This window comes from Burkholderia sp. RF4-BP95, assembly GCF_001521985.1.
In the GTDB taxonomy this organism is placed as follows: domain Bacteria; phylum Pseudomonadota; class Gammaproteobacteria; order Burkholderiales; family Burkholderiaceae; genus Burkholderia; species Burkholderia diffusa.
The window spans coordinates 161,768-184,405 of the sequence record NZ_LOSX01000008.1; the positions used below are offsets into that span (position 1 = coordinate 161,768).

Sequence of the window (22,638 nt, forward strand, 5' to 3'; positions counted from 1 at the left end):
CGGGGAAATACGCGGAACGCCCGCCGGACAAGCGTCGGACGGGTGCGGCAAGCGCGTCGGCGGCGGCGCGCGCTCGGCTGGCGCGGTTAACCGCCCACGGTTAACCGGCGGTTTCGCGCAGCTCGTCGCGCACGACTTCCCACAGCGCGCGCACGAGCTTCTGATGCGGGTCGTCGCCCTGCAGCGCGAGCTTGTCGCAGTACAGGCGGATCTCCATCGTCAGCGTGAACGGGTGCGTGCCACCGCGCGCGGACCGGTCGAGCCGGATCAGGCGGCCGCTGGCCACCGCATCCTCGACGGCGCTGTGCGGCAGGAACGCGACGCCGTGGCCCGCGAGCGCCATCGCCTTCAGTCCTTCGGCCATGTCGGTTTCGTACACGCGATCGAGAAACAGCGACGTCGGTGCGTTCGCGACGATGACTTCGGTCATCCGGCCGAGATACGCGTTCGGCGTATACGACAAGTACGGCACGCGCGCCTCGGCCGTGCCCGGCAGCGTGTAGCGCGGCCGGCCCGCGCGGCCCGGCGCCGAAAATGCGCTGATCGGCTCGCTGCCGAGGACCAGCATGTCGTAGCGGGCCGGATCGAGCGCGACGGGGTGGCTCGGGTGGTGGTAGCCCATCACGAGATCGCAGCCGCCCTCGACCAGCGACAGCACGGCGTCGTGCACGTTCAGCGCGCGCAGCCGCGTGTGGACCTGCCCCATCTTCGCTTCGATCCGCTGCAGCCAGCGCGGAAAATACGTGAGCGACAGCGTATGCGGCACCGCGAACTCGATGGTCGGCACCGGCGCGCCGACGTGGCCGCGCAGCAGCGTGCGCGCCTCGTGCGCCTGCGACAGCATCGTCAGCGCCTGCTCGTAGAAGATCTGGCCGGCCTGCGTGAGCCGCGTCGGATAAACCGAACGATCGATCAGTTCGGTCGCGAGCCACGCCTCGAGCGCCTGGATGCGCCGCGAGAACGCGGGCTGCGACACGTGCCGCAGTTCGGCGGACCGGCTAAAGCTGCGCGTTTCCGCGAGCGAGACGAAGTCTTCGAGCCATTTCAGTTCCATGCAGGCGGGCGCGACGGGCGGCGGTCGGGAGGAAGCCTGCATTCTACCGGCGGGCGGGCCGGCCCGGCGGCGCGACGGGCAGCCCGGCGAACCGGCCCGGGCGCCGGCCGGCGGACGGCTTGCGCGCCGCCCGGGCGCCCGCATGCGTGCCGATCGCCCACGGCGGCGGCGGCCGGACCGGTTCGGCCGGAATCGCCCCGCGCCAATGGTAAAATGCCGGATTCTCCTCCCCTCGTTCGCACCGGCCCCAAAGGCCACGCCCGATCATGTCCGACACTCGTCCCGATACGCTTTTCGCCCTCACCGCGCTCTCGCCCATCGACGGCCGCTACGCCAGCAAGACCGAAGCGCTGCGCGACTGGCTCTCCGAAGCCGCCTTCATGCGCCACCGCGTCACCGTCGAGGTGCACTGGCTGATCGCGCTGTCGCGCGCCGGCTTCGCGGAAGTCCCGCGCTTCTCGGACGCCTCCGAACAATTCCTGCTGCAGCTCGCCGAGCGCTTCACCGCGCACGACGCCGCGCGCATCAAGGAAATCGAGCGCGTGACGAACCACGACGTGAAGGCCGTCGAATACTGGCTGAAGGAATCGGTCAAGGGCCAGGCCGAACTCGAGAAGGCCAGCGAATTCATCCACTTCGCGTGCACGTCCGAGGACATCAACAACACGTCGCACGGGATGATGCTCGCCGGCGCGCGCGAGCACGTGATCGTGCCGGCGCTGCGCACGGTCCACCAGCGCCTCGTCGCGCTGTCGCACGCGCTTGCCGAGCAGCCGATGCTGTCGCGCACGCATGGCCAGCCGGCCAGCCCGACGACGCTCGGCAAGGAACTCGCGAACGTCGCCGCCCGCCTCGCGCGCGCGATCACGCGCATCGAGAAGGTCGAGATCCTCGGCAAGATGAACGGCGCGGTCGGCAACTTCAACGCGCATCTTTCCGCGTATCCGGAATTCGACTGGGAAGCGTTCTCGCGCGACGTGATCGAGAACCGCCTGAAGCTCACCTTCAACCCGTACACGATCCAGATCGAGCCGCACGACTACATGGCCGAGCTGTTCGATGCGGTCGCGCGCGCGAACACGATCCTGCTCGACCTCGACCGCGACGTGTGGGGCTACATCTCGGTCGGCTACTTCAAGCAGAAGACGAAGGCGGGTGAAATCGGCTCGTCGACGATGCCGCACAAGGTCAACCCGATCGACTTCGAGAACTCGGAAGGCAACCTCGGCCTCGCGAACGCGACGCTGCGCCACCTCGCCGACAAGCTGCCGGTGTCGCGCTGGCAGCGCGACCTGACCGACTCGACGGTGCTGCGCAACATGGGCGTCGCACTCGGTTATTCGCTGCTCGCGTACGACTCGCTGATCCGCGGCCTCGACAAGCTCGAAGTGAACCCGCAGCGCCTGAACGAAGACCTCGACAACTGCTGGGAAGTGCTCGCGGAGCCGGTGCAGACGGTGATGCGCCGCTACGGCATCGAGAACCCGTACGAGCAGCTGAAGGAACTGACGCGCGGCAAGGGCATCACGCGCGAGGCGCTGCAGGAATTCGTCGGCACGCTGGCGATCCCGCAGGACGCGAAGGACCGCCTGCTCGCGATGACGCCTGCGTCGTACATCGGCAAGGCCGTCGAACTCGCGAAGCGGATCGCGTAAGCACCGCCGTCGCCGGACGGAAAAAAGCCCGATGCGAGCAATCGCATCGGGCTTTTTCATTGGCGGCTCGCGCGCGGTCGGAACGCGGGAGCGCCGGCGATCAGAACGAAATCATCCGCCCCGGATTGAGCGCGCTCATGACGCTCATCGCCGCTTTCGCGGCCGGAATTGCGATCGGCGACAGTTGCCGGCCGAGCGGAATCTCGCGGTGGTCGATGCCGGTCAGCATCGAGAAATCGTCGTTGCGTCCGACGAAGTCGTCGCAGATCGCCTTGCCGATCCGCACCGTCTGCGCGACGCCATGCCCGCTCCAGCCCTGCACCATGTACATCGGCACGCGGCCGTCGGTCTTGCGGCTGTCGGTCGCGCCGTTCAGCGTGAAATCGCTGACGCCGCTCCAGCAGTAGTCGAGCGCGAAGCGGCCGTCGTGCTGCGGAAATACCGTGTTCAGCCGCGTCAGCAGATACGCGTTGACGTCGGGCTGCGCCCAGCACGTGCCGGTGCCCTGCCCGCCGAACAGCAGGCGGTTGCCGCGCACGGGCCGGTAATAGTCGATCTGGAACTGCGTGTCGTACACCGGCATGCCGGCCGGCATCAGCGTCGCGACGTCGACGTCGAGCGGCGCCGTCACGCTCACGTACGTGAAGAACGGCACGGTGGTGGCGACGCCGTCGTCCAGCAGCCGGAACGTCGTGTTGTGCAGCGCGAGCACGACGCCACGGCGTGCCGTAATCGTGCCGCCCGGCGTCGTCGCGACGACGCCCGCCGGCGTCTCGTCGAGCTCCAGCACCTCGGTGCCCTCGTACAACGCGCCGCCGTTCAGCCGGAAGCCGTGCACGAGGCCGCGCACCAGCGCGAGCGGATGAAGCTGGCCGCCGGTCGCGTCGATCGCCGCGCCGTGATACAGCCCCGAGCGCACGTATTCGTCGTGCAGCTGATGGCGGCCGACGAGCGTCACGCCGGCGTCGCCGAGATGGCGGCGTGCATCCGCGCCGTCGAGCAGCGCGCTCATGTGGCCCGGGTGCACCGCCGCCGTGATGTGGCCGCGCTTGCGGTCGAGGTCGAGCGCGTAACGCGCGCCGATCGCGTCGATCAGGTCCATCGATTCGGCCGACGCGAAGCGCCACAGCCGCTTCGCGTCGTCGTGCGACAGATGGTCGATCATGTCGGCCGCTTCCCAGCGCGCGAGGCCCGGCGTGAGCTGGCCGCCGTTGCGGCCCGACGCCGCGGAGCCGACGTGATGCTTGTCGACGAGAATCGTGTCGACACCGGCTTCTGCGAGATGCAGCGCGGCCGATGCGCCGAGCAGCCCCGCGCCGATCACCAGCACGTCGCACACCGTGTCGTGCGCGAGCGGCGCGCCGTTTTCATGGCGCGACAACGACGCCTCGTACCAGTTGGCCGGACGCTCGCCGTCGTAGCGCGACGGGTCGCACCAGTTCCAGTTGTCCTTTTCGATGTTCAGTTGCGTCTGGTCGAAACGCGATTCGCCCTGGATCAGGGGTTTGTGATTGGAAGTCATGATTGCACTTGCATGGTCTTGGGCCGCCTGTCGAAGAGCCGTTCCTGGCTTCGCGGGTGGGGCAGCCGGTTCCACTTGGGTGTCAACGAGATAAAGGGCGCGATGGCCCGTGTTGACGGCAGACACGCTCGTGCCTGCCAGGATCCCGGACCGTGCGAAAGCACGCATTGAAAGGTGCCGGGACACCCAATTTCTACACCGCAGAAATAATTCTACAGCGTAGAATACGCTTTCGTCAAGATTACAGTCGCTGTCATCCTGCTTCCATGAAAGACAAACCCGCTCAAGGCCCGCGCGGCCTCGACAAGGATGCGATCGTCGCGGCGGCGCTCGCGCTGCTCGAAGAGGTCGGCGAAGCCGCATTCAGCGTGCGCAAGCTCGCGCAGTCGGTCGGCTGCGACCCGATGAGCGTGCTCTATCACTTCAAGTCGAAAGAGGGCCTGAGCCGTGCGATCGCGAACGCGCTGTCGCGCTCGCTCGTGCCGGTCGATCCTTCGCTGCCGTGGCGCGAGCGGCTGCGCGATCTCGCACGCCAGTATCGCGCGCTCGCGCTGCGCCACCCCGCCGCGTTCGCGCTGCTGCAGCGTCACATGAGCACCGGGCCGGCCGATCTCGCGCACATCGAGACCGTGCATCGTGCACTGGCCGATGCCGGCATCCCACGCACCGCGCTGCCGTCCGTGTGCGTGGGCTGGTATGCGAGCGTGATCGGACTCGCCGCCGCCGAGGCCGGCGGCCTCACGCGGCCCGCGAACGAGGTCGAGCTCGCGGAAATGCATGCGTTGTCCGATACCGCGCACCCGCTCGTCAAATCGGCCGCCCCGCTCTATGCGCAGCTCGATCCGGCCGCCGTGCACAACATGATGCTGGACGTGCTGCTCGACGGCATCGCGCAGCACGCCCGCGCGACCTGAGCGGCGCGACGCACCGCGAACGAAAAAAGGCGCCCCGAGGGGCGCCTTTTTCACTGCTGCATGACGATTGCCGCGAACCGCGCTCAGTGCTGCTGCGCGATACCGATCTTCAGCATGACCTGATCGACGATCTGTTCGGGCGTCAGCTCGATGCTGACCACGATCGCTTCATCCGGGCCCGGTTCCTCGAGCGTGTCGAGCTGGCTCTTCAGCAGCGACGGATCGAAGAAATGGCCGGTGCGGGTCTTCAGGCGCTCGTGTAACACCTCGAACGAACCCTTCAGATACACGAACCGCACGTCGGTGTCGGAGCCGCGCAGCACGTCGCGGTACGACCGCTTCAGCGACGAGCAGGTGAACACGGCGGTCTCGCCGGCACGCTGCTTCTCTTCGATGGCCGCGCGGATCGTGCGCAGCCACGGCCAGCGGTCGTCGTCGGTCAGCGGAATGCCGTTGTGCATCTTTTCCTTGTTCGCCGCGCTGTGAAACGCGTCGCCGTCGGTATAGCTGCACGACAGGCGTTCTGCCAGCATTTCGCCGATTCGCGATTTGCCCGCGCCCGACACGCCCATTGCGATCAGAATCATTGACTACCCCTTGTTACAAAACCACGCTCAGCAACAGCGTAAAGCTCAGACCGAGCACCGAGATGATGGTTTCAAGCAGCGACCAGGTCTTGAACGTCTGGCCGACCGTCATCCCGAAATATTCCTTGATCAGCCAGAAGCCGCCGTCGTTCACGTGCGAGAAGATCAGCGAGCCCGAGCCGGTCGCGAGCACGAGCAGTTCCGGACGAACCGCCGCGCCCGACGCCGCGGCGATCGGCGCGACGATGCCGCAGGCCGTCGTCATCGCGACCGTCGCCGAACCCGTCGCCAGACGCATCAGCGCCGCGACGAACCAGCCGAGCAGCAACGGCGACAGGTGCGCGTGCTTCGCGGTCTCGACGATCTGCTGCGAGATCCCGCTGTCGCGCAGGACGCCGCCGAAGCCGCCGCCCGCACCGACGATCAGCGTGATGCCGGCGATCGGCGCCAGGCACTCGCCGCAGAACTTCTGGATCTGGTCGCGGTTGAAGCCCTGCAGCTTGCCGAACGTGAAGAAGCTCACGAGCACGGCGATCAGCAGCGCGACGTCGGAGTTGCCGGCAAAGCGCAGCAGGTTGTTCGGCAGCGACTTCGGTGCGAACACCAGGTCGGCCCAGCTGCCGACGAGCATCAGCACGACGGGCAGCAGGATCGTGAACAGCGTGATGCCGAAACTCGGCAGTTCGCGCTTGCGACCGTCCGTGTGCGTATCGACGAACTGCGCCGCGAGCGGGTTGTTTTCCGGCAGCTTCACGAACTTCGAGATCATCAGCGCGAACAGCGGACCGGCGATGATCGCGGTCGGCACACCGACGATCAGGCCGAACGCGATCGTCTTGCCGATATCGGCGCCGTATTGCTGAACGGCCAGCAGCGCGGCCGGGTGCGGCGGGATCAGCCCGTGCACGACGGACAGGCCGGCCACCATCGGCAGACCGACGACGAGCAGCGACTTGCCGGTGCGCTTCGCGACGTTGAACGCGATCGGGATCAGCAGCACGAAGCCGACTTCGAAGAACACCGGCAAACCGACGATGATCGCGACGAACATCATCGCCCAGTGGATGTTCTTTTCACCGAACCAGTCGATCAGCGTGGTCGCGATCCGTTCGGCGCCGCCCGATTCGGCCATCATCTTGCCGAGCATCGTGCCGAGACCGACGACGATCGCGATGTGGCCGAGCGTGCCGCCCGTGCCCGTTTCGAACGACTTGACGATCTTGTCCATCGGCATGCCGACGACGAGACCCAGGCCCAGCGAAACGATGATCAGCACCAGGAACGGGTAGATCTTGTAGCGCGCGATCATCAGGATCAGCGCGGCGATCGCGATCAGCGTGAATACGAGCAGCATGCTGCCTTGGACAGCCCCCATGTGGCACTCCTCCTTGAATTGTTCGAAACCGGGCGAGCTGTTGCGAGTATGCCCGGCTATGCAGGTCTCCGAAACACGGGGGGTACCCACCCCGTGAGGACGCTGAATTTTACTTATCTTTAGGGTCCGCGGATAGAACCGGTTCCATCAGCAAAAACCCTCGGTAAAACAAGCACTAAGCGCTTGCTTGCCGAGGGTCAAACCTTCATTTCGTACAAGTATTAACGGTGAAGCTGGCTTGCGGCTTGCGCGAGACGCGTGACCTCGGCCCAGTCCTGCGCGGCGAGCGCGGCCTTCGGCGTGAGCCACGAACCGCCGACGCACACGACGTTCGGCAGCTTGAGGAAATTCGGCGCGGTGTCGACCGTGATGCCGCCCGTCGGACAGAACTTCAGCGCCGGGAACGGGCCGTGGAACGCCTGCAGCATCGGCACGCCGCCGGCCTGCTGCGCGGGGAAGAACTTGACGATTTCGTAGCCGAATTCGAGCGCCTGAATGATGTCGCTCGGCGTCATCACGCCCGGCAGCAGCGGCAGGCCGGCGTCGAGCGACGCGAGGTGCAGATCCTTCGTCAGGCCCGGCGACACGCCGAACTTCGCCCCCGCGCGCTTCGCCTGCTCGCAGTGCTCGGGCTTCGTGATCGTGCCCACGCCGACGACGATGTCGTCCGCGAGCTGGCTCGCGCGCTGGATCGCCTCGAGGCCCGCCGGCGTACGCAGCGTGATCTCGAGCACCTTGACGCCGCCCGCGTGCAACGCGCGCGACACGTGTTCGCCCTGCTCGACCGAGTCGAATGCGAGCACCGGAATCACCGGGCCCAGCTTCACGATTTCAGCAATCGTCTTCATCAAATTCGCTCCTTGAAATTCATGCAGAGACGCGGACGGCCGCTTCGCCGACCAGCGCCCCGAAAACCGATGCGCCCTGCTCGGCCGGCGCGGCCGCCGCGCGGAACACGCCGAACAGTTCGCGACCGAAACCGACTTCGTTCTCCGCCTGATGCAGCGGCTGCGCGACCGGGCGAGCCTGCCACTCGGCGTCGTCGACCTCGATGTCGAGGATGCCGGCCTCCGCGTCGATCACGAGCGTGTCGCCCGTCTTCACCTTGCCGAGCGGGCCCGCCAGCAGCGCTTCCGGCGACACGTGGATCACGGCCGGCACCTTGCCCGACGCACCGGACATGCGGCCGTCGGTCACGAGCGCGACGTGGAAGCCCTGATCCTGCAGCACGCCGAGCAGCGGCGTCAAACGGTGCAGCTCGGGCATCCCGTTGGCGCGCGCGCCCTGGAAGCGCACGACCGCGACGAAATCGCGCTTCAGCTCGCCGCGATCGAAAGCTTCCTGCACGGCTTCCTGCGAATCGAACACGATCGCGGGCGCGGTCACCTTGCGGTGCTCGGGCGCGACCGCCGAAATCTTGATCACGCCGCGGCCCAGCCGGCCCTGCATCAGGCGCAGGCCGCCGTCCGGCTGGAACGGGTCGCGAATGCCGCGCAGCACCTTCGTGTCGTGACTCTCGGCCGCGCCGTCGACCCACGTCAGCTTGCCGTCGATCAGCTTCGGCTCCTTCGTGTAGTGCGACAGCCCCTTGCCCGCGACGGTCGTCACGTCTTCGTGCAGCAGCCCGCCTTCGAGCAGGTTGCGCACCAGGAACGCGACGCCGCCGGCCGCGTGGAAATGGTTCACGTCGGCCTTGCCGTTCGGGTAGATCTTCGCGAGCAGCGGCACGACCGCCGACAGTTCGTCGAAATCGTTCCAGTCGATCAGGATGCCGGCCGCGCGCGCGATCGCGACGAGGTGCAGCGTGTGGTTGGTCGAGCCGCCCGTCGCGAGCAGCGCGACGATCCCGTTGACGATCGCCTTCTCGTCGATCACATTGCCGATCGGCGTGTACTGGCCGCGCTCGGCCGTCAGGTCGAGCACGCGGCGCGCGGCTTCGGCCGTCAGTGCGGTACGCAGCGGCGTGTGCGGATGAACGAACGCCGAACCCGGCAGGTGCAGGCCCATCAGTTCCATCAGCATCTGGTTGCTGTTCGCGGTGCCGTAGAACGTGCAGGTGCCATGGCCGTGATACGCGGCCGATTCGGCTTCGAGCAGTGCGTCGCGGCCGACCTGGCCGGTCGCGAACTGCTGGCGGATCTTCGCCTTGTCGTCGTTCGACAGACCGCTCGTCATTGGGCCGGCCGGCACGAAGATGGTCGGCAGGTGGCCGAACTGGAGCGCGCCGATCAGCAGGCCCGGCACGATCTTGTCGCAGATGCCGAGGCAGAGCGCCGCGTCGAACATGTTGTGCGTGAGCGCGATCGCCGTGCCCATCGCGATCGCCTCGCGCGAGAACAGCGACAGCTCCATCCCCGGGTTGCCCTGCGTGACGCCGTCGCACATCGCGGGCACGCCGCCCGCGAACTGCGCGACGCCGCCGTTCTCGCGTGCGGCGGCCTTGATGATGTCAGGGAAATCCTTGTACGGCGCGTGCGCGGACAGCATCTCGTTGTACGAGGACACGATGCCGATGTTCGGCTCGCGGATCGCCTTGATCTGGAATTTGTCGCTGCCTTCGAGACCCGCGAAGCCGTGCGCGAGGTTCGCGCACGACAGCGCGCCACGCGCCGGGAACTTGCCCTGCGCGCCGTCGATGCGCTGCAGATAGGCGGAACGGGTCGATTGGCTGCGGGCGATCACGCGTTCGGTGACTTTCGCCATGGTGGGGTGCAGCGACGTCATGCTGGGCGCTCCTGTATGCCGGACGACACCGGCGGTTGGAATCGTGGGGACGGTCGAGTGCGTCGAACGAACGAAGCCAGTCTAGTAGAAAAACTACAAGCATGCAATGCGGATTCACATGCGCGCAACCCTTATTCCCGCCACCAGCAAGGCTTTACCTAGTGAAAACCCTAATCTTCAGCATTTTCCGCCCCGGAAATCTTTGGCGATGGAGCTAGCATTTTCATGTAGATTTTCTACAATTCGATTGCGATACACTCGCTCATCCGAACCCGATTTTCATTCGCCGTCCCATGCTGCCTCGCATTGAAGCGATCCGCGCCGACCTGCGCCCGTCCGAGCGCAAGCTCGCCGACTACATTCTCGCCGCGCCGCGCGAGGTGCTCGACCTCGCGATGACCGAGCTGTCGACCCGCGCAGGCGTCAGCCAGCCGACCATCGCGCGCTTCTGCCAGGCGCTCGGTTGCAGCGGCTTTCGCGAATTCAAGATCCGGCTCGCGCAGAGCGTCGCGCCGGGCGTGTCGTCGGTCTATCGCGACGTCGAGCCCGACGAGCCCGCGCCCGGCATCATCGGCAAGGTGTTCGACCGCACGATCGGCGCGCTGATCGAAGTGCGCAACAGCCTGTCGGCCGGCAGCGTCGCCGAGGCGATCGCGCTGCTGTCGAACGCGTCGCGCATCGAGTTCTACGGCGCCGGCGGCTCGGGCATCGCCGCGCAGGACATCCAGCACAAGTTCTTCCGGCTCGGCGTGCCGAGCGTCGCGTATTCGGACCCGCACACGTTCTCGATGTCGTCGGCGCTGCTCGGGCCGCACGACGTCGTCGTCGCGATCTCGAACACGGGCCGCACGCGCGATATCGTCGATGCCGCGCGCTCGGCGCTCGCGTGCGGCGCGAAAGTCGTCGCGATCACGCAGAGCCACTCGCCGCTCGCGAAGCTCGCGACGGTGAGCCTCGCGTCGAACGTGGCCGAGGAAACCGACGTGTTCTCGCCGATGACGTCGCGGATGTCGCATCTCGCGATCGGCGACATTCTCGCGGTCGGCGTTGCGCTGTCGCGTGGGCCCGCGCTGATGGAGCGCGTCGGCCGCGCGAAGGAAGCGATCACGCGGCGCCGGATCGACGACCCGACGAAGGAATGACGCGTACGACGCGCACATGAAAACGGCGCCCCGAGGGGCGCCGTTGCGCATCGATCGACTACCGGCGTGCCGCCGCCGGAAAGTTCAGAACGGCTTGATCACGACCAGCGCGACCGCCGCGAGCATGCCGAGCACCGGCAGTTCGTTGAACACGCGATACCACTTGTCGGTACGCTTGTTCTCTCCGCGCTCGAACACCTTCAGCAGGTGCCCGCAGTACGCGTGATAGATCACGAGCAGCAGCACGACCGTCACCTTCGCGTGGATCCAGCCCTGCCCCTGGCCGATGCCGATCACTAGCCAGAGCCACAGCCCGCATGCGAGCGCCGGCACGGCGATCATCGTCATGAAGCGAAACAGCTTGCGCGCCATCAGCAACAGGCGCCGCACCGCGGCCGGATCGGTCTCCATGGCCAGGTTCACGTAGATGCGCGGCAGGTAGAACAGCCCCGCGAACCACGCGGCGATCAGAACGATATGGAACGTCTTGACCCAGAGCATTGCCATCGGTTGTGCGCCTCGCTTTACTGACGGCCTTCGCCGTGCCCGAGCACGACGTACTTCAGCGACGTGAGCCCTTCCAGGCCGACGGGGCCGCGTGCGTGCAGCTTGTCGTTCGAGATGCCGATTTCCGCGCCGAGGCCGAATTCGAAGCCATCCGCGAAGCGCGTCGACGCATTGACCATCACGCTCGCCGAGTCGACTTCGCGCAGGAAGCGCATCGCGCGGTCGTGATCCTCGGTGACGATCGCATCGGTATGGTGCGAGCCGTAGTGGTTGATGTGCTCGATCGCGGCGTCGAGGCCGTCGACGACCTTGATCGCGAGCACCGGCGCGAGATATTCGGTGTGCCAGTCTTCGTCGATGGCGTCGACCAGCGGCCCGATACCGGCCTCGGCGAGCACCGCGCGCGCGGCCGCATCGACGCGCAGCTCGACCTGCTTGTCGCGATACAGCTTGCCGAGCGGCGGCAACAGCGACGCCGCGATGCCGCTCGCAACGAGCAGCGTTTCCATCGTGTTGCAGGTGCCGTAGCGGTGCGTCTTCGCGTTGTCGCACACCGTCAGCGCCTTGGCGAGATCGGCACGATCGTCGACGTACACGTGGCAGATGCCGTCGAGGTGCTTGATCATCGGCACGCGCGCCTCGTTGATCAGGCGCTCGATCAGGCTCTTGCCGCCGCGCGGCACGATCACGTCGACGTATTCGGTCATCGTGATCAGCTTGCCGACCGCCGCGCGATCGGCTGTTGCGACGACCTGCACGGCATCCTGCGGCAGGCCGGCCGCCTCGAGCCCTTCGCCGATCAGCTTCGCGAGCGCCGCGTTCGATTCGAGCGCCTCGGAGCCGCCGCGCAGGATCGTCGCGTTGCCCGACTTCAGGCACAGCGCGGCCGCGTCGATCGTCACGTTCGGGCGCGACTCGTAGATGATGCCGATCACGCCGAGCGGCACACGCATCTGGCCGACCTGGATCCCGCTCGGGCGGTACTTGAGATTGCTGATCTCGCCGATCGGATCGGCCAGCGACGCAACCTGACGCAGGCCTTCGACCATCGTCTTCAGCGCCTTGTCCGACAGCGTCAGGCGGTCGATGAACGCCGCATCAAGCCCCTTTTCACGGGCGCGGGCGACGTCGCGTGCATTCGCATCCTTCAGCGCCTGCGCGTCGCGCTCGATCGCGCGGGCCACGGCGTCGAGCGCCGCGTTCTTCGCGGCCGTGCTGGCGCGCGCCATCGCGCGGGAAGCGTGCCGGGCACGGCGGCCCAGGTCCGTCATGTACTGGTCGATATCCATCGTGTGACTCGAAAAGCGAGCCGCTTTGCGCGGCGTGAATTCGTGGGAAGCGTGGAGCGCGGCGGCAAGCGGGCCGCGCCAGCTATCGAAACATTGTAAGCGGGTTGCGATGCGTGCGCTGAAGGCCCGGACAGGGCTTAACGACGCACGCGACCCGCGGTCGGCGGTCGCTCGCCGCGGGCGCCCGCCACCGTCATCGCGAGCTGGAACAGGCCGTCCCACGGATCGGGCGGCGGATCGTCCTGCGTGCGGCGGCCCGGCGTGACGGCCGACAGCCCCTTCACCTGCCGGTCGAGCTTCGCGGCGAACGCGAGCGCCCTCTCGAGAACCGCTTCCGACACGCGGTTCAGCGCGGGGCCGACCAACCGCTCGCGCGGACCCCACACGCGGTTCTCGCGCAGCAGCGTGGCGAGCGGCTTGCCGGCCGTCGCGCCGCGCTTGATCCGCAACAGCGTGCGCAATTCCTCGACGACGGCCCACATCACGAGCACGATCGCCTCGCCCTCGCCCTTCAACCCGTCGATCATCCGCGCGAGCCGCGCTGCGTCGCCCGCGAGCATCGCCTCGTTCAGCTTGAAGACGTCGTAGCGCGCGACGTTCAACACCGCGTCGTGCACCTGCTCGAACGACAGCACGCCCTGCGGATAGAGCAGCCCAAGCTTCTGGATTTCCTGGTGCGCGGCGAGCAGGTTGCCCTCGACGCGCTCCGCGATGAACTGCAGCGCGCGCCGGCCATCGTCGCCCGGCGCGGCGCGCTGGCCCTGCATCGACAGACGCTGGCCGATCCAGTTCGGCAGCTGCGCGCGGTCGACCGGATCGATCTTCAGCGCGACGCCGCCGTTCTGCAGCGCGGTAAACCACGCGGATTTCTGCGTTGCCGCGTCGAGGCGCGGCAACGTGACGAGCAGCAGCGCGTCGGGATTGGGCGTCGCCGCGAGCGTCTTGAGCGCGTCGGCGCCTTCCTTGCCGGGCTTGCCCGACGGAATGCGCAGCTCGATCAGCTGACGCTCGCCGAACAGCGACATCGCCTGGGTCGCGCCGAGCAGCACGCTCCAGTCGAAGCCGCGCTCGACCGTATGCACCGAACGTTCGGTGAAGCCGGCCGCGCGCGCGGCCGCACGAATGCGGTCGCACGCTTCCTGCGCGAGCAGCGGCTCGTCGCCGTAGACGGTGTAGAGCCCGGCCATCCCCTTCGCGAGGTGCGGCTCCAGCGCATCAAGTCGCAATTGCATCGGTGCGTGCGCGGGCGATCAGAGCGGCGGCGGCGGCAGCGGCGCGCGCGGCGCAACGCCCGGCACCACGTCCTCCGGCGCCGGCGTCAGCGAGTGGACGATCGCAAGACGCCGCATCAGCTGGTCGACCGCATCGTTCTGCATGTCGCCGTACAGGATGTCGGCTTCCTGCGCCTTCGCATTCGTGTACTGATCGCTGTACGTCATCGCGCGGTTCAGCGCGATCGCGCTCGGCGGGATCAGCACGGTGCCGTCCTTGCTCGTCAGCGTGTAGTTCAGCGTATAGAACAACGCGTATTCCTGCGCCGAGCCGAACTTGTTGAGCGTCAGCGTGTTCTGGCCACGCGACTCCCACATGTGCAGCACGGCGTCGGCGTCGTCCGCCGACTTGACGATCTTCGTGTCGCTGCCGGCCTCGACGAGGCGCGTGAGACGCGCCTCGACGGGCGCCGGCGCACCGGCCACCAGCAGGTGCTTGAACGCGTAGTCCTGCTGGCCGCGCAGCTGGAAGCCGCATGCCGACAACGCGACCGCGCTGCCGACGGCGAGCATCAAAAACGATCTGCGGATCACCTTCGCTCCTTCTGTGTACGCCCGACGGCCGGCGGCCGTCAGACGACGATGTTCACGAGGCGGCCCGGCACGACGACGATCTTCTTCGCCGGCTTGCCGTCGCTGAACTTCGCGAATGCTTCGTCGGCCACCGCCGCCGCTTCGATCGCCTCGCGGCTCGCGTCCTTCGCCACCTTCAGCGCGCCGCGCACCTTGCCGTTCACCTGCAGCACGAGTTCGATCTCGGCCTGCTCGAGCGCGGCCTCGTCGACCTTCGGCCACGGGGCGTCGAGCAGCGGGCCGAATTCGTCCGCGTAGCCGAGCGCCTTCCACAGCTCGAACGTGACGTGCGGCACGACAGGGTACAGCACGCGCAGCAGCACGCCGTACGTCTCGCGCAGCACGCCGGGCGTCGCGCCCTTCGCGCCGTCGATCGCGTTCAGCATCTTCATCGCGGCCGATACGACCGTGTTGTACTGCAAACGCTGGTAGTCGAAATCAGCCTGCTTCAGCACGCTGTAGATCTCGCGGCGCAGTGCCTTGTCGGCGTCGCCGAGCGCGGCCGCGTCGAAGCCCGCGCGCGCGGCGAGCGCTTCGCGGTTCGTCGCGCCGAAGCTCCACACGCGACGCAGGAAGCGGCTCGCGCCCTCGACGCCCGCGCCCGACCACTCGAGCTGCTGCTCGGGCGGTGCGGCGAACATCGTGAACAGGCGCGCGGTATCGGCGCCGTACTGGTCGATCAGCACCTGCGGATCGACGCCGTTGTTCTTCGACTTCGACATCTTCTCGATGCCGCCGAGCACCACCGGCTGGCCGTCGGTGTTCAGCGTCGCGCCGACCGGGCGGCCCTTGTCGTCGTGCGTGACCGTCACGTCGGCCGGGTTGTACCAGGTCTTCTTGCCCGCCGCGTCTTCGCGGTAGAACGTCTCGTTCAGCACCATGCCCTGCGTCAGCAGGTTCTTCGCCGGCTCGCCGAACTTCACGAGACCGAGGTCACGCATCACCTTGGTCCAGAAGCGCGAATACAGCAGGTGCAGGATCGCGTGCTCGATGCCGCCGATGTACTGATCCATCGGCATCCAGTAATCGGTGCGCGCGTCGACCATCGTCTCGGCGTCCGGCGCCGTGTAGCGCGAGAAGTACCACGACGAATCGACGAACGTGTCCATCGTGTCGGTTTCGCGCTTCGCGGCCGCGCCGCACTTCGGACACGTGCAGTTCAGGAACGCTTCCGACTTCGCGAGCGGGTTGCCCGAGCCGTCCGGCACGAGGTCTTCCGGCAGCACGACCGGCAGGTCCTGCTCCGGCACCGGCACGTCGCCGCACGACGGGCAGTGGATGATCGGGATCGGCGTGCCCCAGTAGCGCTGGCGCGACACGCCCCAGTCACGCAGGCGCCACGTGACCTGCTTGTCGCCGAAGCCGCCGGCCTTCAGGTCGGCCGCGATCGCATCGACCGCCGCGCCGTATGCCATGCCGTCGTACTTTCCGCTGTTGACGCAGACGGCGACTTCCTTGTCGCCGTACCACTCCTGCCATGCGTCCAGCGAATACGTCTGGCCTTCGGCCGCGATCACCTGTTTGATCGGCAGGTCGTATTTCTTCGCGAACGCGAAATCGCGCTCGTCGTGCGCCGGCACGCCCATCACCGCGCCTTCGCCATAGCTCATCAGCACGTAGTTGCCGATCCACACCTCGACCGGCTCGCCCGTCAGCGGATGCGATACCGTGAAGCCCGTCGCGACGCCCTTCTTCTCCATCGTCGCGACATCGGCCTCGGCGACGCCGCCGCGCTTGCATTCGTCGATGAACGCCTGCAGTTCCGGCTTGCCCTGCGCAAGGCGCGTGGCGAGCGGGTGCTCGGCCGCGATCGCGCAGAACGTGACGCCCATGATCGTGTCGGCACGCGTCGTGAACACGCGCAGGAGTGCCTTCTCGCCGTCGAGTTCGTATGGGAAGCCGAAGTTCACGCCGAAGCTCTTGCCGATCCAGTTCTGCTGCATGATCTTCACGCGCTCGGGCCAGCCGAGGCCGTCGAGGTCGTTCAGCAGCTCGTCCGCGTACTGCGTGATGCGCAGGTAGTACATCGGGATCTCGCGCTTCTCGACGAGCGCGCCCGAGCGCCAGCCGCGGCCGTCGATCACCTGCTCGTTCGCGAGCACGGTCTGGTCGACCGGGTCCCAGTTCACGGTGCCCGTCTTCTTGTACGCGATGCCCTTCTCAAGCATCTTCAGGAACAGCCACTGGTTCCACTTGTAGTAGTCGGGCTTGCACGTCGCGATCTCGCGCGACCAGTCGATCGCGAGGCCCATCGACTGCATCTGGCCCTTCATGTAGTCGATGTTGTCGTAGGTCCACTTCGCGGGCGGCACGCCGTTCGCCATCGCGGCGTTCTCGGCCGGCATCCCGAACGCGTCCCAGCCCATCGGCATCAGCGTGTTGTAGCCGTTCATCCGCAGATAGCGGTACATCACGTCGTTGATCGTGTAGTTGCGCACGTGACCCATGTGCAGCTTGCCGGACGGGTACGGCAGCATCGACACGCAGTAGAACTTCGGCTTCTGCGAATCTTCCTTCGTCTTGTAGGCATCGGCTGCGCGCCAGTCGCCCTGAGCGGCGGCTTCGACGTCGGCGGGTACGTATCTCTCGTGCATGGTGTGGTTCGGACTAGGCTTTAAGCGGCGCGCCACGGGGCGGGCACGCGGAAGTGGACGAAATCGGGCAGCCCGGCGGCGGGAGCAGGCTCACGGTTCTCGGGCCTGCCTCATGGTTCCGGATATTCGCCGGGTAACCCGGAAGGTCTCCAGGTTACCCGGCGAAACCCTGCCAACCGGGCGGAAACGACGATTATACCGTCCGTGGCGGGCGGGACGGCCGGTCTCGCGGGCCGGCCATGCATTCTTGCCCGCCCGGGCGCGCGGGCGGCCTGCGCGTCAGCGTGCCGCGCCCGCGGCAGCCGGCGCGGCGGTGCCCGCCGGCGGCATGTCGGTGACGAAGCCGATCCGCGTGAGGCCCGCGGCCTGCGCGGCGCCCATCACCTGCGCGATCACGTCGTAGCGGGTCGCGCGCGATGCGCGCAGCCGCAGCTCGGGCGGCGCAGCGCCCGCGGCGGCGGCCCGGAAACGCGCCGGCAGCGCGTCGAGTGCGACGGGCGCGTCGTCCCAGTAAAGTTTGCCGGCGTCGTCGATCGACAGCGTGACCGACTGCGGCGTGTCGCGCGCAACGCTGGCCGCGACCTTCGGCAGGTCGAGCCGGATCGCGTGCGTCATCAGCGGCGCGGTGATGATGAAGATGACGAGCAGCACGAGCATCACGTCGATCAGCGGCGTCATGTTGATCTCCGCCATCGGCGCGGACGTCTTGTGGTGCTCCAGTCCGCCGAATGCCATGGTCGTTCCTCCCGGCCGCGCGTCAGGCGCCCTGCGCGCACACGAATACGTGCAGGTCGCGCGCGAAGCCGTCGAGTTCCTCTGCGAGCTGACGCACGAGCCGCCCGAGGATGTTGTAGGCGAGCACCGCGGGGATCGCGACGACGAGCCCGAACGCGGTCATGATCAGCGCCTCGCCGACCGGCCCCGCGACGTTCTCGATCTGCGCCTGCCCGCTCGCGGCGATGCTGCCGAGCGCGTGGTAGATGCCCCAGACGGTGCCGAGCAGCCCGACGAACGGCGCGGTGCTGCCGATCGACGCGAGCAGCACCTGACCGAATTCGAGACGCCGCTGCGAGCGCAGCATCGCGTGACGCAGCGCGCGCAGCACGCGTTCGCTGCGCTCCACACGCGCGGCGAGCGCGGCCGGATCGTGTTCGTCGGCCGCATCGCGCGCGGCTTCGGCGAGCGGTACGAACACGCGCTCGCGGTCGGCATTGGCGAGCGCGGCGATGCCGGCGTCGAGCGACGCCGCGCGCCAGAACGAGGCGAGCGCCCGCGGCCCCTGCCGCTTCGCGCGGACCAGCAGCCAGGCTTTCATGAGGAGGAAGCACCAGCTGGCGACGGACATCGCCAGCAGCACATAGGCGACGGCGTGCGTGATCGCATCGCCGCTTTCGAGGTAGTGGACAACGCCGGTGGGAATCGCCATCGGAGTTTCCCCGTGAGGGTCAGCGCAGGCCGAGCACGTCCTGCATGTCGAACAGGCCGGCGCCGCGCGCCGACAGGAAGCGGACCGCACGCAGCGCGCCCTGCGCGTACGACACGCGGCTCGACGACTTGTGCGTGATCTCGATCCGTTCGCCGATCCCGGCGAACAGCACGGTGTGATCGCCGACGATGTCGCCGCCGCGCACGGCCGCAAAGCCGATCGTCGACGGATCGCGTTCGCCCGTCACGCCGTGGCGGCCGTACACCGCGCATTCGTCGAGCGAGCGCCCGAGCGCGCCGGCAACGGCCTCGCCCATCATCAGCGCGGTGCCCGACGGCGCGTCGACCTTGTGACGATGGTGCGCTTCGATGATTTCGATGTCGTAGCCATGCGAGAAATGCTTCGCCGCGAATTCGAGCAGCTTCAGCGTGACGTTCACGCCGACGCTCATGTTCGCCGCGAACACGATGCCGATCTTGCCTGCCGCGGCCTGCAGCTCCGCCTTCTGCTCGGCGGTGAAGCCGGTCGTGCCGATCACGAGCTTCACGTCGTGGCGCAGCGCGGCCGCGACGTGCGCGATCGTGCCTTCCGGCCGCGTGAAGTCGATCAGGTAGTCGGCCTGCGCGAAGACGGCGTCGAGGTCGTCGGTCAGCTTGATCCCGGTTTCCTTGCCGAGGAACGCGCCCGCGTCCTGGCCGAGGAACGGCGAATCGGCGCGGTCGAGCGCGCCGACGAGCTGCGCGTCGGAATCGTTGAGAACGGCTTCGATCAGCATCCGGCCCATACGGCCCGATGCACCGGCAATCGCAATCTTCATGGCTTTCTACACGACAGGTCTAAAGGCGGGCGGCGCATGCCGCCCTGTTTCCGCTCGCCGGCCGCTTACTGCGACTGGGCCGGCGCGGTGAGCGGCTGGTTCTGCAGGTTGTCCGAACCCCGCGGGCCGACCGGCGGCGACGCCTCGTTCGACACGTTCGGCTGCGGCGGGCGATGGAACTGGAATTGCGGCTGGATCGCCGGCGCGGCGCCCGGCGGCTGGCCGCCCGGCACCGGCGCGCCACCCGAGGCCTGCGCGGACGGCGTGAAGCGGCGGGCGGTCGTGCCCTGCCCCGACACCTGGTTGGTCGCGCGGTTCGCCGCGCGCGCCGCCTGGGCGTTGGCATCCTGATCGACGACCGCGCCCGAAACCGGCTCGGCGGACGGGCTCGCGGCAGCGGCCGCCTGCGCGGCGCTCGCGGCAGCAGCGGCTTCGGACGCCTTCTTCGCCGCGGCCGCGGCCTTCGCCTTCTTGCCGCCGCGATCGCCGTCGATATCGGCCAGCAGGTCGAGTTCGGAAGGCAGGTTCTCGGCACCCGTCCAGCTCGCGAGGCGGTCGCCCGCGAACGTCAGCACGAGGTCGCGCTGCTGGACGACGGACGTCGAGCCGCGCTTGAAGTAAAAGAGGTAATCCCAGCGGTCGGCATGGAACATGTCCGACAGCAGCGGCGTGCCGAGCAGCGCGCGGACCTGCTCGCGCGTCATTCCGGCCTGCAGCTGCGCGGCCTTCTCCTGCGACACGAAGTTGCCCTGCACGACAGTGATCCGATAGGGCGTGATGCTCTGCGCGATGCGCTGCGTCACGCTGTCGTACGACGAACAACCAGCCAGCGCGGCAACGGCGGCGGCAGCGATGATGGCACTCCGCATGCGACTCCTCTGAAGGTGCGAAAGAGATTCCGGGAACATTTCCGTCACCGTGCAGGCCCGCGTCGCGGGCCGCGCGTGTTTCTGGAACGGCGAAAAGCCGGTAACATTGAAGCCCTGCATTGTACTCTAGGGATGCCTAGCCATGACCAATCCGACGGATCTCAAGAATATCGGGCTAAAGGCCACCCTACCGCGCCTCAAGATTCTCGAGATCTTCCAGCAAAGCCCGGTGCGTCACCTGACGGCCGAAGACGTCTACCGCAACCTGCTCAACGAGCAGCTCGACATCGGGCTCGCCACCGTTTACCGCGTGCTGACGCAGTTCGAGCAGGCCGGCCTGCTCACACGCAGCAACTTCGAATCCGGCAAGGCCGTGTTCGAACTGAACGAAGGCTCGCACCACGATCACCTCGTCTGCCTCGATTGCGGCCGCGTCGAGGAATTCTTCGATGCCGAGATCGAAAGCCGCCAGCAGGCGATCGCGAAGGAACGCGGCTTCCGGCTCCAGGAACACTCGCTCGCGATGTACGGCTCCTGCACGACCGAGAACTGCCCGCACCGCAAGCACTGATCCGCACGCTTTACGCCTGCGCCACGGCCCGGCCGGCATCTCGCCGTCCGGGCCGTGTCGTTTTCGGGATCGGAATGAAAAAGGCCCGCACGTTGCGTGCGGGCCGGTTCGGGAATGTTTCCGATCGTGAGCGGCGAGCCGTGCCGCCGCCGCGCGGTGAGCGGTGCGCGACGCCCGACGCCTTCGCCGCGCGTCAGGCCGCGCTCGCGCACGCCGGCGCGAATTCGAGCGCCCACGCATCGTCGAGCGGAATCTCGTCGCAGTTCGGCTGCGGGCCGCCGCGGTCGACGATCACGAAGTCGCTGACCGCGTCGAGCGCGAGCAGCGGATGGTGCCAGACGCCCTTCGCGTAATTCACGCCCTGCCAGCCTTCGGCGAGAAACGCGCGCATCGCGTCGGGCCGGAACTCGCCGGCCGGCGCGACGACGATCGCGTAGCGCGACACGGCCGCGAGCGGAATGAACGCCTGGCTGCCGTGCGGATGGCGCTCCATCAGCGTGATCGCGACCGGCAGCGCGCGCGGCTGCGCGCGAAACACGCTGACGAGCGGCCGGCCGCCGTCCGCGCAGACGTCGATCGTCGCGAGATCGTGGAAGCGCTCGGTCGTGCCGCCGTTGATCGGGAAGTGCCGCGCGCCTTCGAGCGCGATCACGTCGCCGAACGGCGCGAACGCCTCGCGGGTCAGGCGCTCGACGCGCAGGATGTGTGGTCCGCTCATGCCGATTCCTCCCTCAAGCCGGCTCGCCCCACAGACGCAGGCGCGACACGCCGCCGTCCGGGAAGATGTTGAAGCGCACGTGCGTGACGGGGCCGAGCGCCGCGAGCTGGTCGAACGTATGCACGTGGTCCATCTGCAGCTTCTGCTCGCCGAGCAGTTCGGCCCAGAACATCGCCTGCGTGACGAGCGAATCGTCGGTGCCGCCCGCGACCCGCGCGGCCTGAAGCGAACAGCGGTCGGGGAAGTTGCCCTTGAAGAACGCCGTGTCGACCTCGACGCGCCGGATGATCCCCGGCCGCGCCAGCGCGACGATCGCCCAGTCGTTGCCGGGCTCGCGGCGGCGCCGCGTTTCCCAGCCGTCGCCCATGTTCGCGCCGCGCCCCGGCATCAGCATCTGCGAGGCCGGACCGAAGTGCTGGTTGTTCGCGGCCACCAGGTAGCCGCCGTTCTCGATCGCCGCGAGATCGACGAGCTCGCCGGCCGGCACGTGGCGCCAGTCGCGCTGCGGCTGGCCGTATACGCGCAGCCGCGCGAGCCCGCCGTCCGGATACAGGTTCACGCGCAGGTGCGTGACCGGTTGCGCATCGTCGACGCTCACGTAGTGGTGCGAATTGCCCTGCAGCGTCGTCGCGGGCACGATCGTGCGCCATTCGGCGTCGTCCGGCGGCGTGTCGCCGTCCACCGCGCATGCCTCGATCGACGCGGCCGGCGGGAAGTTGCCGGTGAAGTGGCTCGTATCGAGATCGACGCCGTGAATCACGCCCGGCCGCGCGAGCCGGACCACGCAGAAGTCGTGGCCGGTGGTGCGCTTGCGGCGCGTTTCCCAGCCGTCCATCCACTTGCCGTGGTCGTCGTACTTGCCGGGAATGAAGACGGCCGGCTCGGGATTCAGCATGCGCTCCTTCGGCGCGAAGAATTCGTCGCTGGCGAAGAGCGCCTGCGCGCCCAGGCGCGGATCGGCGAGGTTCATGTAGCGCCGCGTGAAGGCCGGCGCGTTCGGATCGAGGATGGGGGCTGCCATGTCGTCTCC

21 protein-coding genes are annotated in these 22,638 nt (G+C 67.7%); 4 read left to right on the forward strand and 17 right to left on the reverse strand.

The genetic code is table 11. From position 1 onward, the window contains the following. Positions 1-100: 100 nt before the first annotated feature. On the reverse strand, positions 101-1,054 hold the full coding sequence (locus WS46_RS01230) for a LysR substrate-binding domain-containing protein (RefSeq protein WP_059535314.1): 954 nt from the start codon (positions 1,052-1,054) through the stop codon (positions 101-103). A gap of 266 nt (positions 1,055-1,320) precedes the next feature. Between WS46_RS01230 and purB the strand changes: the two genes are divergently transcribed. Continuing rightward, positions 1,321-2,709 carry an adenylosuccinate lyase gene (purB, locus tag WS46_RS01235; RefSeq protein ID WP_059535312.1) on the forward strand — a complete coding sequence of 463 codons (1,389 nt, stop codon included), beginning with the start codon at positions 1,321-1,323 and terminating at the stop codon, positions 2,707-2,709. A gap of 100 nt (positions 2,710-2,809) precedes the next feature. Here purB and WS46_RS01240 read toward each other — a convergent pair whose 3' ends face one another. Next, entirely contained in the window at positions 2,810-4,231 is a 1,422-nt protein-coding gene (locus WS46_RS01240) for an FAD-binding oxidoreductase (protein ID WP_059689073.1), read from the reverse strand. A gap of 266 nt (positions 4,232-4,497) precedes the next feature. Here WS46_RS01240 and WS46_RS01245 point away from each other — a divergent pair, with 266 nt between their 5' ends. Continuing rightward, entirely contained in the window at positions 4,498-5,145 is a 648-nt protein-coding gene (locus WS46_RS01245) for a TetR/AcrR family transcriptional regulator (RefSeq protein WP_059689074.1), read from the forward strand. An 83-nt stretch (positions 5,146-5,228) separates the two neighbouring features. Here the strand turns inward: WS46_RS01245 and WS46_RS01250 are convergent, their stop codons facing one another. From WS46_RS01250 to edd, 4 genes are all read right to left on the reverse strand, one after another. Beyond that, a complete protein-coding gene (locus WS46_RS01250; RefSeq protein WP_059535306.1) occupies positions 5,229-5,732 on the reverse strand; it encodes a gluconokinase in 504 nt (167 codons plus the stop codon). 13 nt (positions 5,733-5,745) lie between these two features. Then, positions 5,746-7,107 carry a GntP family permease gene (locus WS46_RS01255; RefSeq protein ID WP_059535304.1) on the reverse strand — a complete coding sequence of 454 codons (1,362 nt, stop codon included), beginning with the start codon at positions 7,105-7,107 and terminating at the stop codon, positions 5,746-5,748. Positions 7,108-7,328: 221 nt separating this feature from the next. Further along, complete coding sequence (gene eda / locus WS46_RS01260; RefSeq protein WP_059465387.1) at positions 7,329-7,955, reverse strand: bifunctional 4-hydroxy-2-oxoglutarate aldolase/2-dehydro-3-deoxy-phosphogluconate aldolase; 627 nt, start codon at positions 7,953-7,955, stop codon at positions 7,329-7,331. Between the two features lie 19 nt (positions 7,956-7,974). After that, complete coding sequence (gene edd, locus WS46_RS01265; protein WP_059689075.1) at positions 7,975-9,831, reverse strand: phosphogluconate dehydratase; 1,857 nt, start codon at positions 9,829-9,831, stop codon at positions 7,975-7,977. A gap of 293 nt (positions 9,832-10,124) precedes the next feature. On the opposite strand from edd, the gene WS46_RS01270 reads away from it, so the two are divergent. Continuing rightward, the gene (locus WS46_RS01270; RefSeq protein WP_059535300.1) at positions 10,125-10,973 is read left to right on the forward strand and encodes a MurR/RpiR family transcriptional regulator; all 849 of its coding nucleotides are present in this window, start codon (positions 10,125-10,127) and stop codon (positions 10,971-10,973) included. A gap of 84 nt (positions 10,974-11,057) precedes the next feature. On the opposite strand, the gene WS46_RS01275 is transcribed toward WS46_RS01270, so the two are convergent. The 9 genes from WS46_RS01275 to WS46_RS01315 form a co-directional block, all read right to left on the reverse strand. Then, entirely contained in the window at positions 11,058-11,480 is a 423-nt protein-coding gene (locus tag WS46_RS01275) for a CopD family protein (RefSeq protein WP_107938103.1), read from the reverse strand. A gap of 17 nt (positions 11,481-11,497) precedes the next feature. Next, positions 11,498-12,769, reverse strand: coding sequence for a glutamate-5-semialdehyde dehydrogenase (locus WS46_RS01280; RefSeq protein ID WP_059689076.1), 1,272 nt, complete (start codon positions 12,767-12,769; stop codon positions 11,498-11,500). A 137-nt stretch (positions 12,770-12,906) separates the two neighbouring features. Further along, complete coding sequence (holA, locus tag WS46_RS01285) at positions 12,907-14,001, reverse strand: DNA polymerase III subunit delta (protein WP_059689077.1); 1,095 nt, start codon at positions 13,999-14,001, stop codon at positions 12,907-12,909. An 18-nt stretch (positions 14,002-14,019) separates the two neighbouring features. Beyond that, positions 14,020-14,574, reverse strand: a complete 555-nt coding sequence (gene lptE, locus WS46_RS01290) for an LPS assembly lipoprotein LptE (protein ID WP_059689078.1) — start codon at positions 14,572-14,574, stop codon at positions 14,020-14,022. Positions 14,575-14,612: 38 nt separating this feature from the next. After that, positions 14,613-17,207, reverse strand: a complete 2,595-nt coding sequence (gene leuS / locus WS46_RS01295; protein ID WP_059535290.1) for a leucine--tRNA ligase — start codon at positions 17,205-17,207, stop codon at positions 14,613-14,615. A 279-nt stretch (positions 17,208-17,486) separates the two neighbouring features. Continuing rightward, positions 17,487-17,942 carry a biopolymer transporter ExbD gene (locus WS46_RS01300; RefSeq protein ID WP_059535288.1) on the reverse strand — a complete coding sequence of 152 codons (456 nt, stop codon included), beginning with the start codon at positions 17,940-17,942 and terminating at the stop codon, positions 17,487-17,489. Between the two features lie 22 nt (positions 17,943-17,964). After that, entirely contained in the window at positions 17,965-18,633 is a 669-nt protein-coding gene (locus WS46_RS01305; RefSeq protein WP_059689079.1) for a MotA/TolQ/ExbB proton channel family protein, read from the reverse strand. Between the two features lie 19 nt (positions 18,634-18,652). Beyond that, on the reverse strand, positions 18,653-19,450 hold the full coding sequence (dapB, locus tag WS46_RS01310; RefSeq protein ID WP_059535284.1) for a 4-hydroxy-tetrahydrodipicolinate reductase: 798 nt from the start codon (positions 19,448-19,450) through the stop codon (positions 18,653-18,655). A 65-nt stretch (positions 19,451-19,515) separates the two neighbouring features. After that, positions 19,516-20,319, reverse strand: coding sequence for an outer membrane protein assembly factor BamE (locus tag WS46_RS01315; protein WP_059535282.1), 804 nt, complete (start codon positions 20,317-20,319; stop codon positions 19,516-19,518). A 142-nt stretch (positions 20,320-20,461) separates the two neighbouring features. Between WS46_RS01315 and fur the strand changes: the two genes are divergently transcribed. Further along, the gene (gene fur, locus WS46_RS01320; RefSeq protein ID WP_006753314.1) at positions 20,462-20,890 is read left to right on the forward strand and encodes a ferric iron uptake transcriptional regulator; all 429 of its coding nucleotides are present in this window, start codon (positions 20,462-20,464) and stop codon (positions 20,888-20,890) included. A gap of 193 nt (positions 20,891-21,083) precedes the next feature. On the opposite strand, the gene WS46_RS01325 is transcribed toward fur, so the two are convergent. Continuing rightward, a complete protein-coding gene (locus WS46_RS01325; RefSeq protein WP_059535280.1) occupies positions 21,084-21,608 on the reverse strand; it encodes an ureidoglycolate lyase in 525 nt (174 codons plus the stop codon). 13 nt (positions 21,609-21,621) lie between these two features. Then, positions 21,622-22,629 (reverse strand): allantoicase, encoded by a 1,008-nt coding sequence (alc, locus tag WS46_RS01330; protein WP_059689080.1) that lies wholly within the window; start codon positions 22,627-22,629, stop codon positions 21,622-21,624. Between the last annotated feature and the right edge of the window lie 9 nt (positions 22,630-22,638).

Bases quoted from the DNA above. Each gene is read 5' to 3' on its own strand.
- WS46_RS01245 (WP_059689074.1), top strand. From the start codon at position 4,498: ATGAAAGACAAACCCGCTCAAGGCCCGCGCGGCCTCGACAAGGATGCG.
- WS46_RS01315 (WP_059535282.1), bottom strand. From the start codon at position 20,319: ATGCGGAGTGCCATCATCGCTGCCGCCGCCGTTGCCGCGCTGGCTGGT.
- WS46_RS01305 (WP_059689079.1), bottom strand. From the start codon at position 18,633: ATGGCGATTCCCACCGGCGTTGTCCACTACCTCGAAAGCGGCGATGCG.
- WS46_RS01240 (WP_059689073.1), bottom strand. From the start codon at position 4,231: ATGACTTCCAATCACAAACCCCTGATCCAGGGCGAATCGCGTTTCGAC.
- holA (WP_059689077.1), bottom strand. From the start codon at position 14,001: ATGCAATTGCGACTTGATGCGCTGGAGCCGCACCTCGCGAAGGGGATG.
- fur (WP_006753314.1), top strand. From the start codon at position 20,462: ATGACCAATCCGACGGATCTCAAGAATATCGGGCTAAAGGCCACCCTA.
- WS46_RS01230 (WP_059535314.1), bottom strand. From the start codon at position 1,054: ATGGAACTGAAATGGCTCGAAGACTTCGTCTCGCTCGCGGAAACGCGC.
- alc (WP_059689080.1), bottom strand. From the start codon at position 22,629: ATGGCAGCCCCCATCCTCGATCCGAACGCGCCGGCCTTCACGCGGCGC.
- WS46_RS01280 (WP_059689076.1), bottom strand. From the start codon at position 12,769: ATGGATATCGACCAGTACATGACGGACCTGGGCCGCCGTGCCCGGCAC.
- WS46_RS01300 (WP_059535288.1), bottom strand. From the start codon at position 17,942: ATGGCATTCGGCGGACTGGAGCACCACAAGACGTCCGCGCCGATGGCG.
- purB (WP_059535312.1), top strand. From the start codon at position 1,321: ATGTCCGACACTCGTCCCGATACGCTTTTCGCCCTCACCGCGCTCTCG.
- edd (WP_059689075.1), bottom strand. From the start codon at position 9,831: ATGACGTCGCTGCACCCCACCATGGCGAAAGTCACCGAACGCGTGATC.
- WS46_RS01275 (WP_107938103.1), bottom strand. From the start codon at position 11,480: ATGGCAATGCTCTGGGTCAAGACGTTCCATATCGTTCTGATCGCCGCG.
- leuS (WP_059535290.1), bottom strand. From the start codon at position 17,207: ATGCACGAGAGATACGTACCCGCCGACGTCGAAGCCGCCGCTCAGGGC.
- eda (WP_059465387.1), bottom strand. From the start codon at position 7,955: ATGAAGACGATTGCTGAAATCGTGAAGCTGGGCCCGGTGATTCCGGTG.
- WS46_RS01255 (WP_059535304.1), bottom strand. From the start codon at position 7,107: ATGGGGGCTGTCCAAGGCAGCATGCTGCTCGTATTCACGCTGATCGCG.
- WS46_RS01270 (WP_059535300.1), top strand. From the start codon at position 10,125: ATGCTGCCTCGCATTGAAGCGATCCGCGCCGACCTGCGCCCGTCCGAG.
- WS46_RS01250 (WP_059535306.1), bottom strand. From the start codon at position 5,732: ATGATTCTGATCGCAATGGGCGTGTCGGGCGCGGGCAAATCGCGAATC.
- dapB (WP_059535284.1), bottom strand. From the start codon at position 19,450: ATGAAGATTGCGATTGCCGGTGCATCGGGCCGTATGGGCCGGATGCTG.
- WS46_RS01325 (WP_059535280.1), bottom strand. From the start codon at position 21,608: ATGAGCGGACCACACATCCTGCGCGTCGAGCGCCTGACCCGCGAGGCG.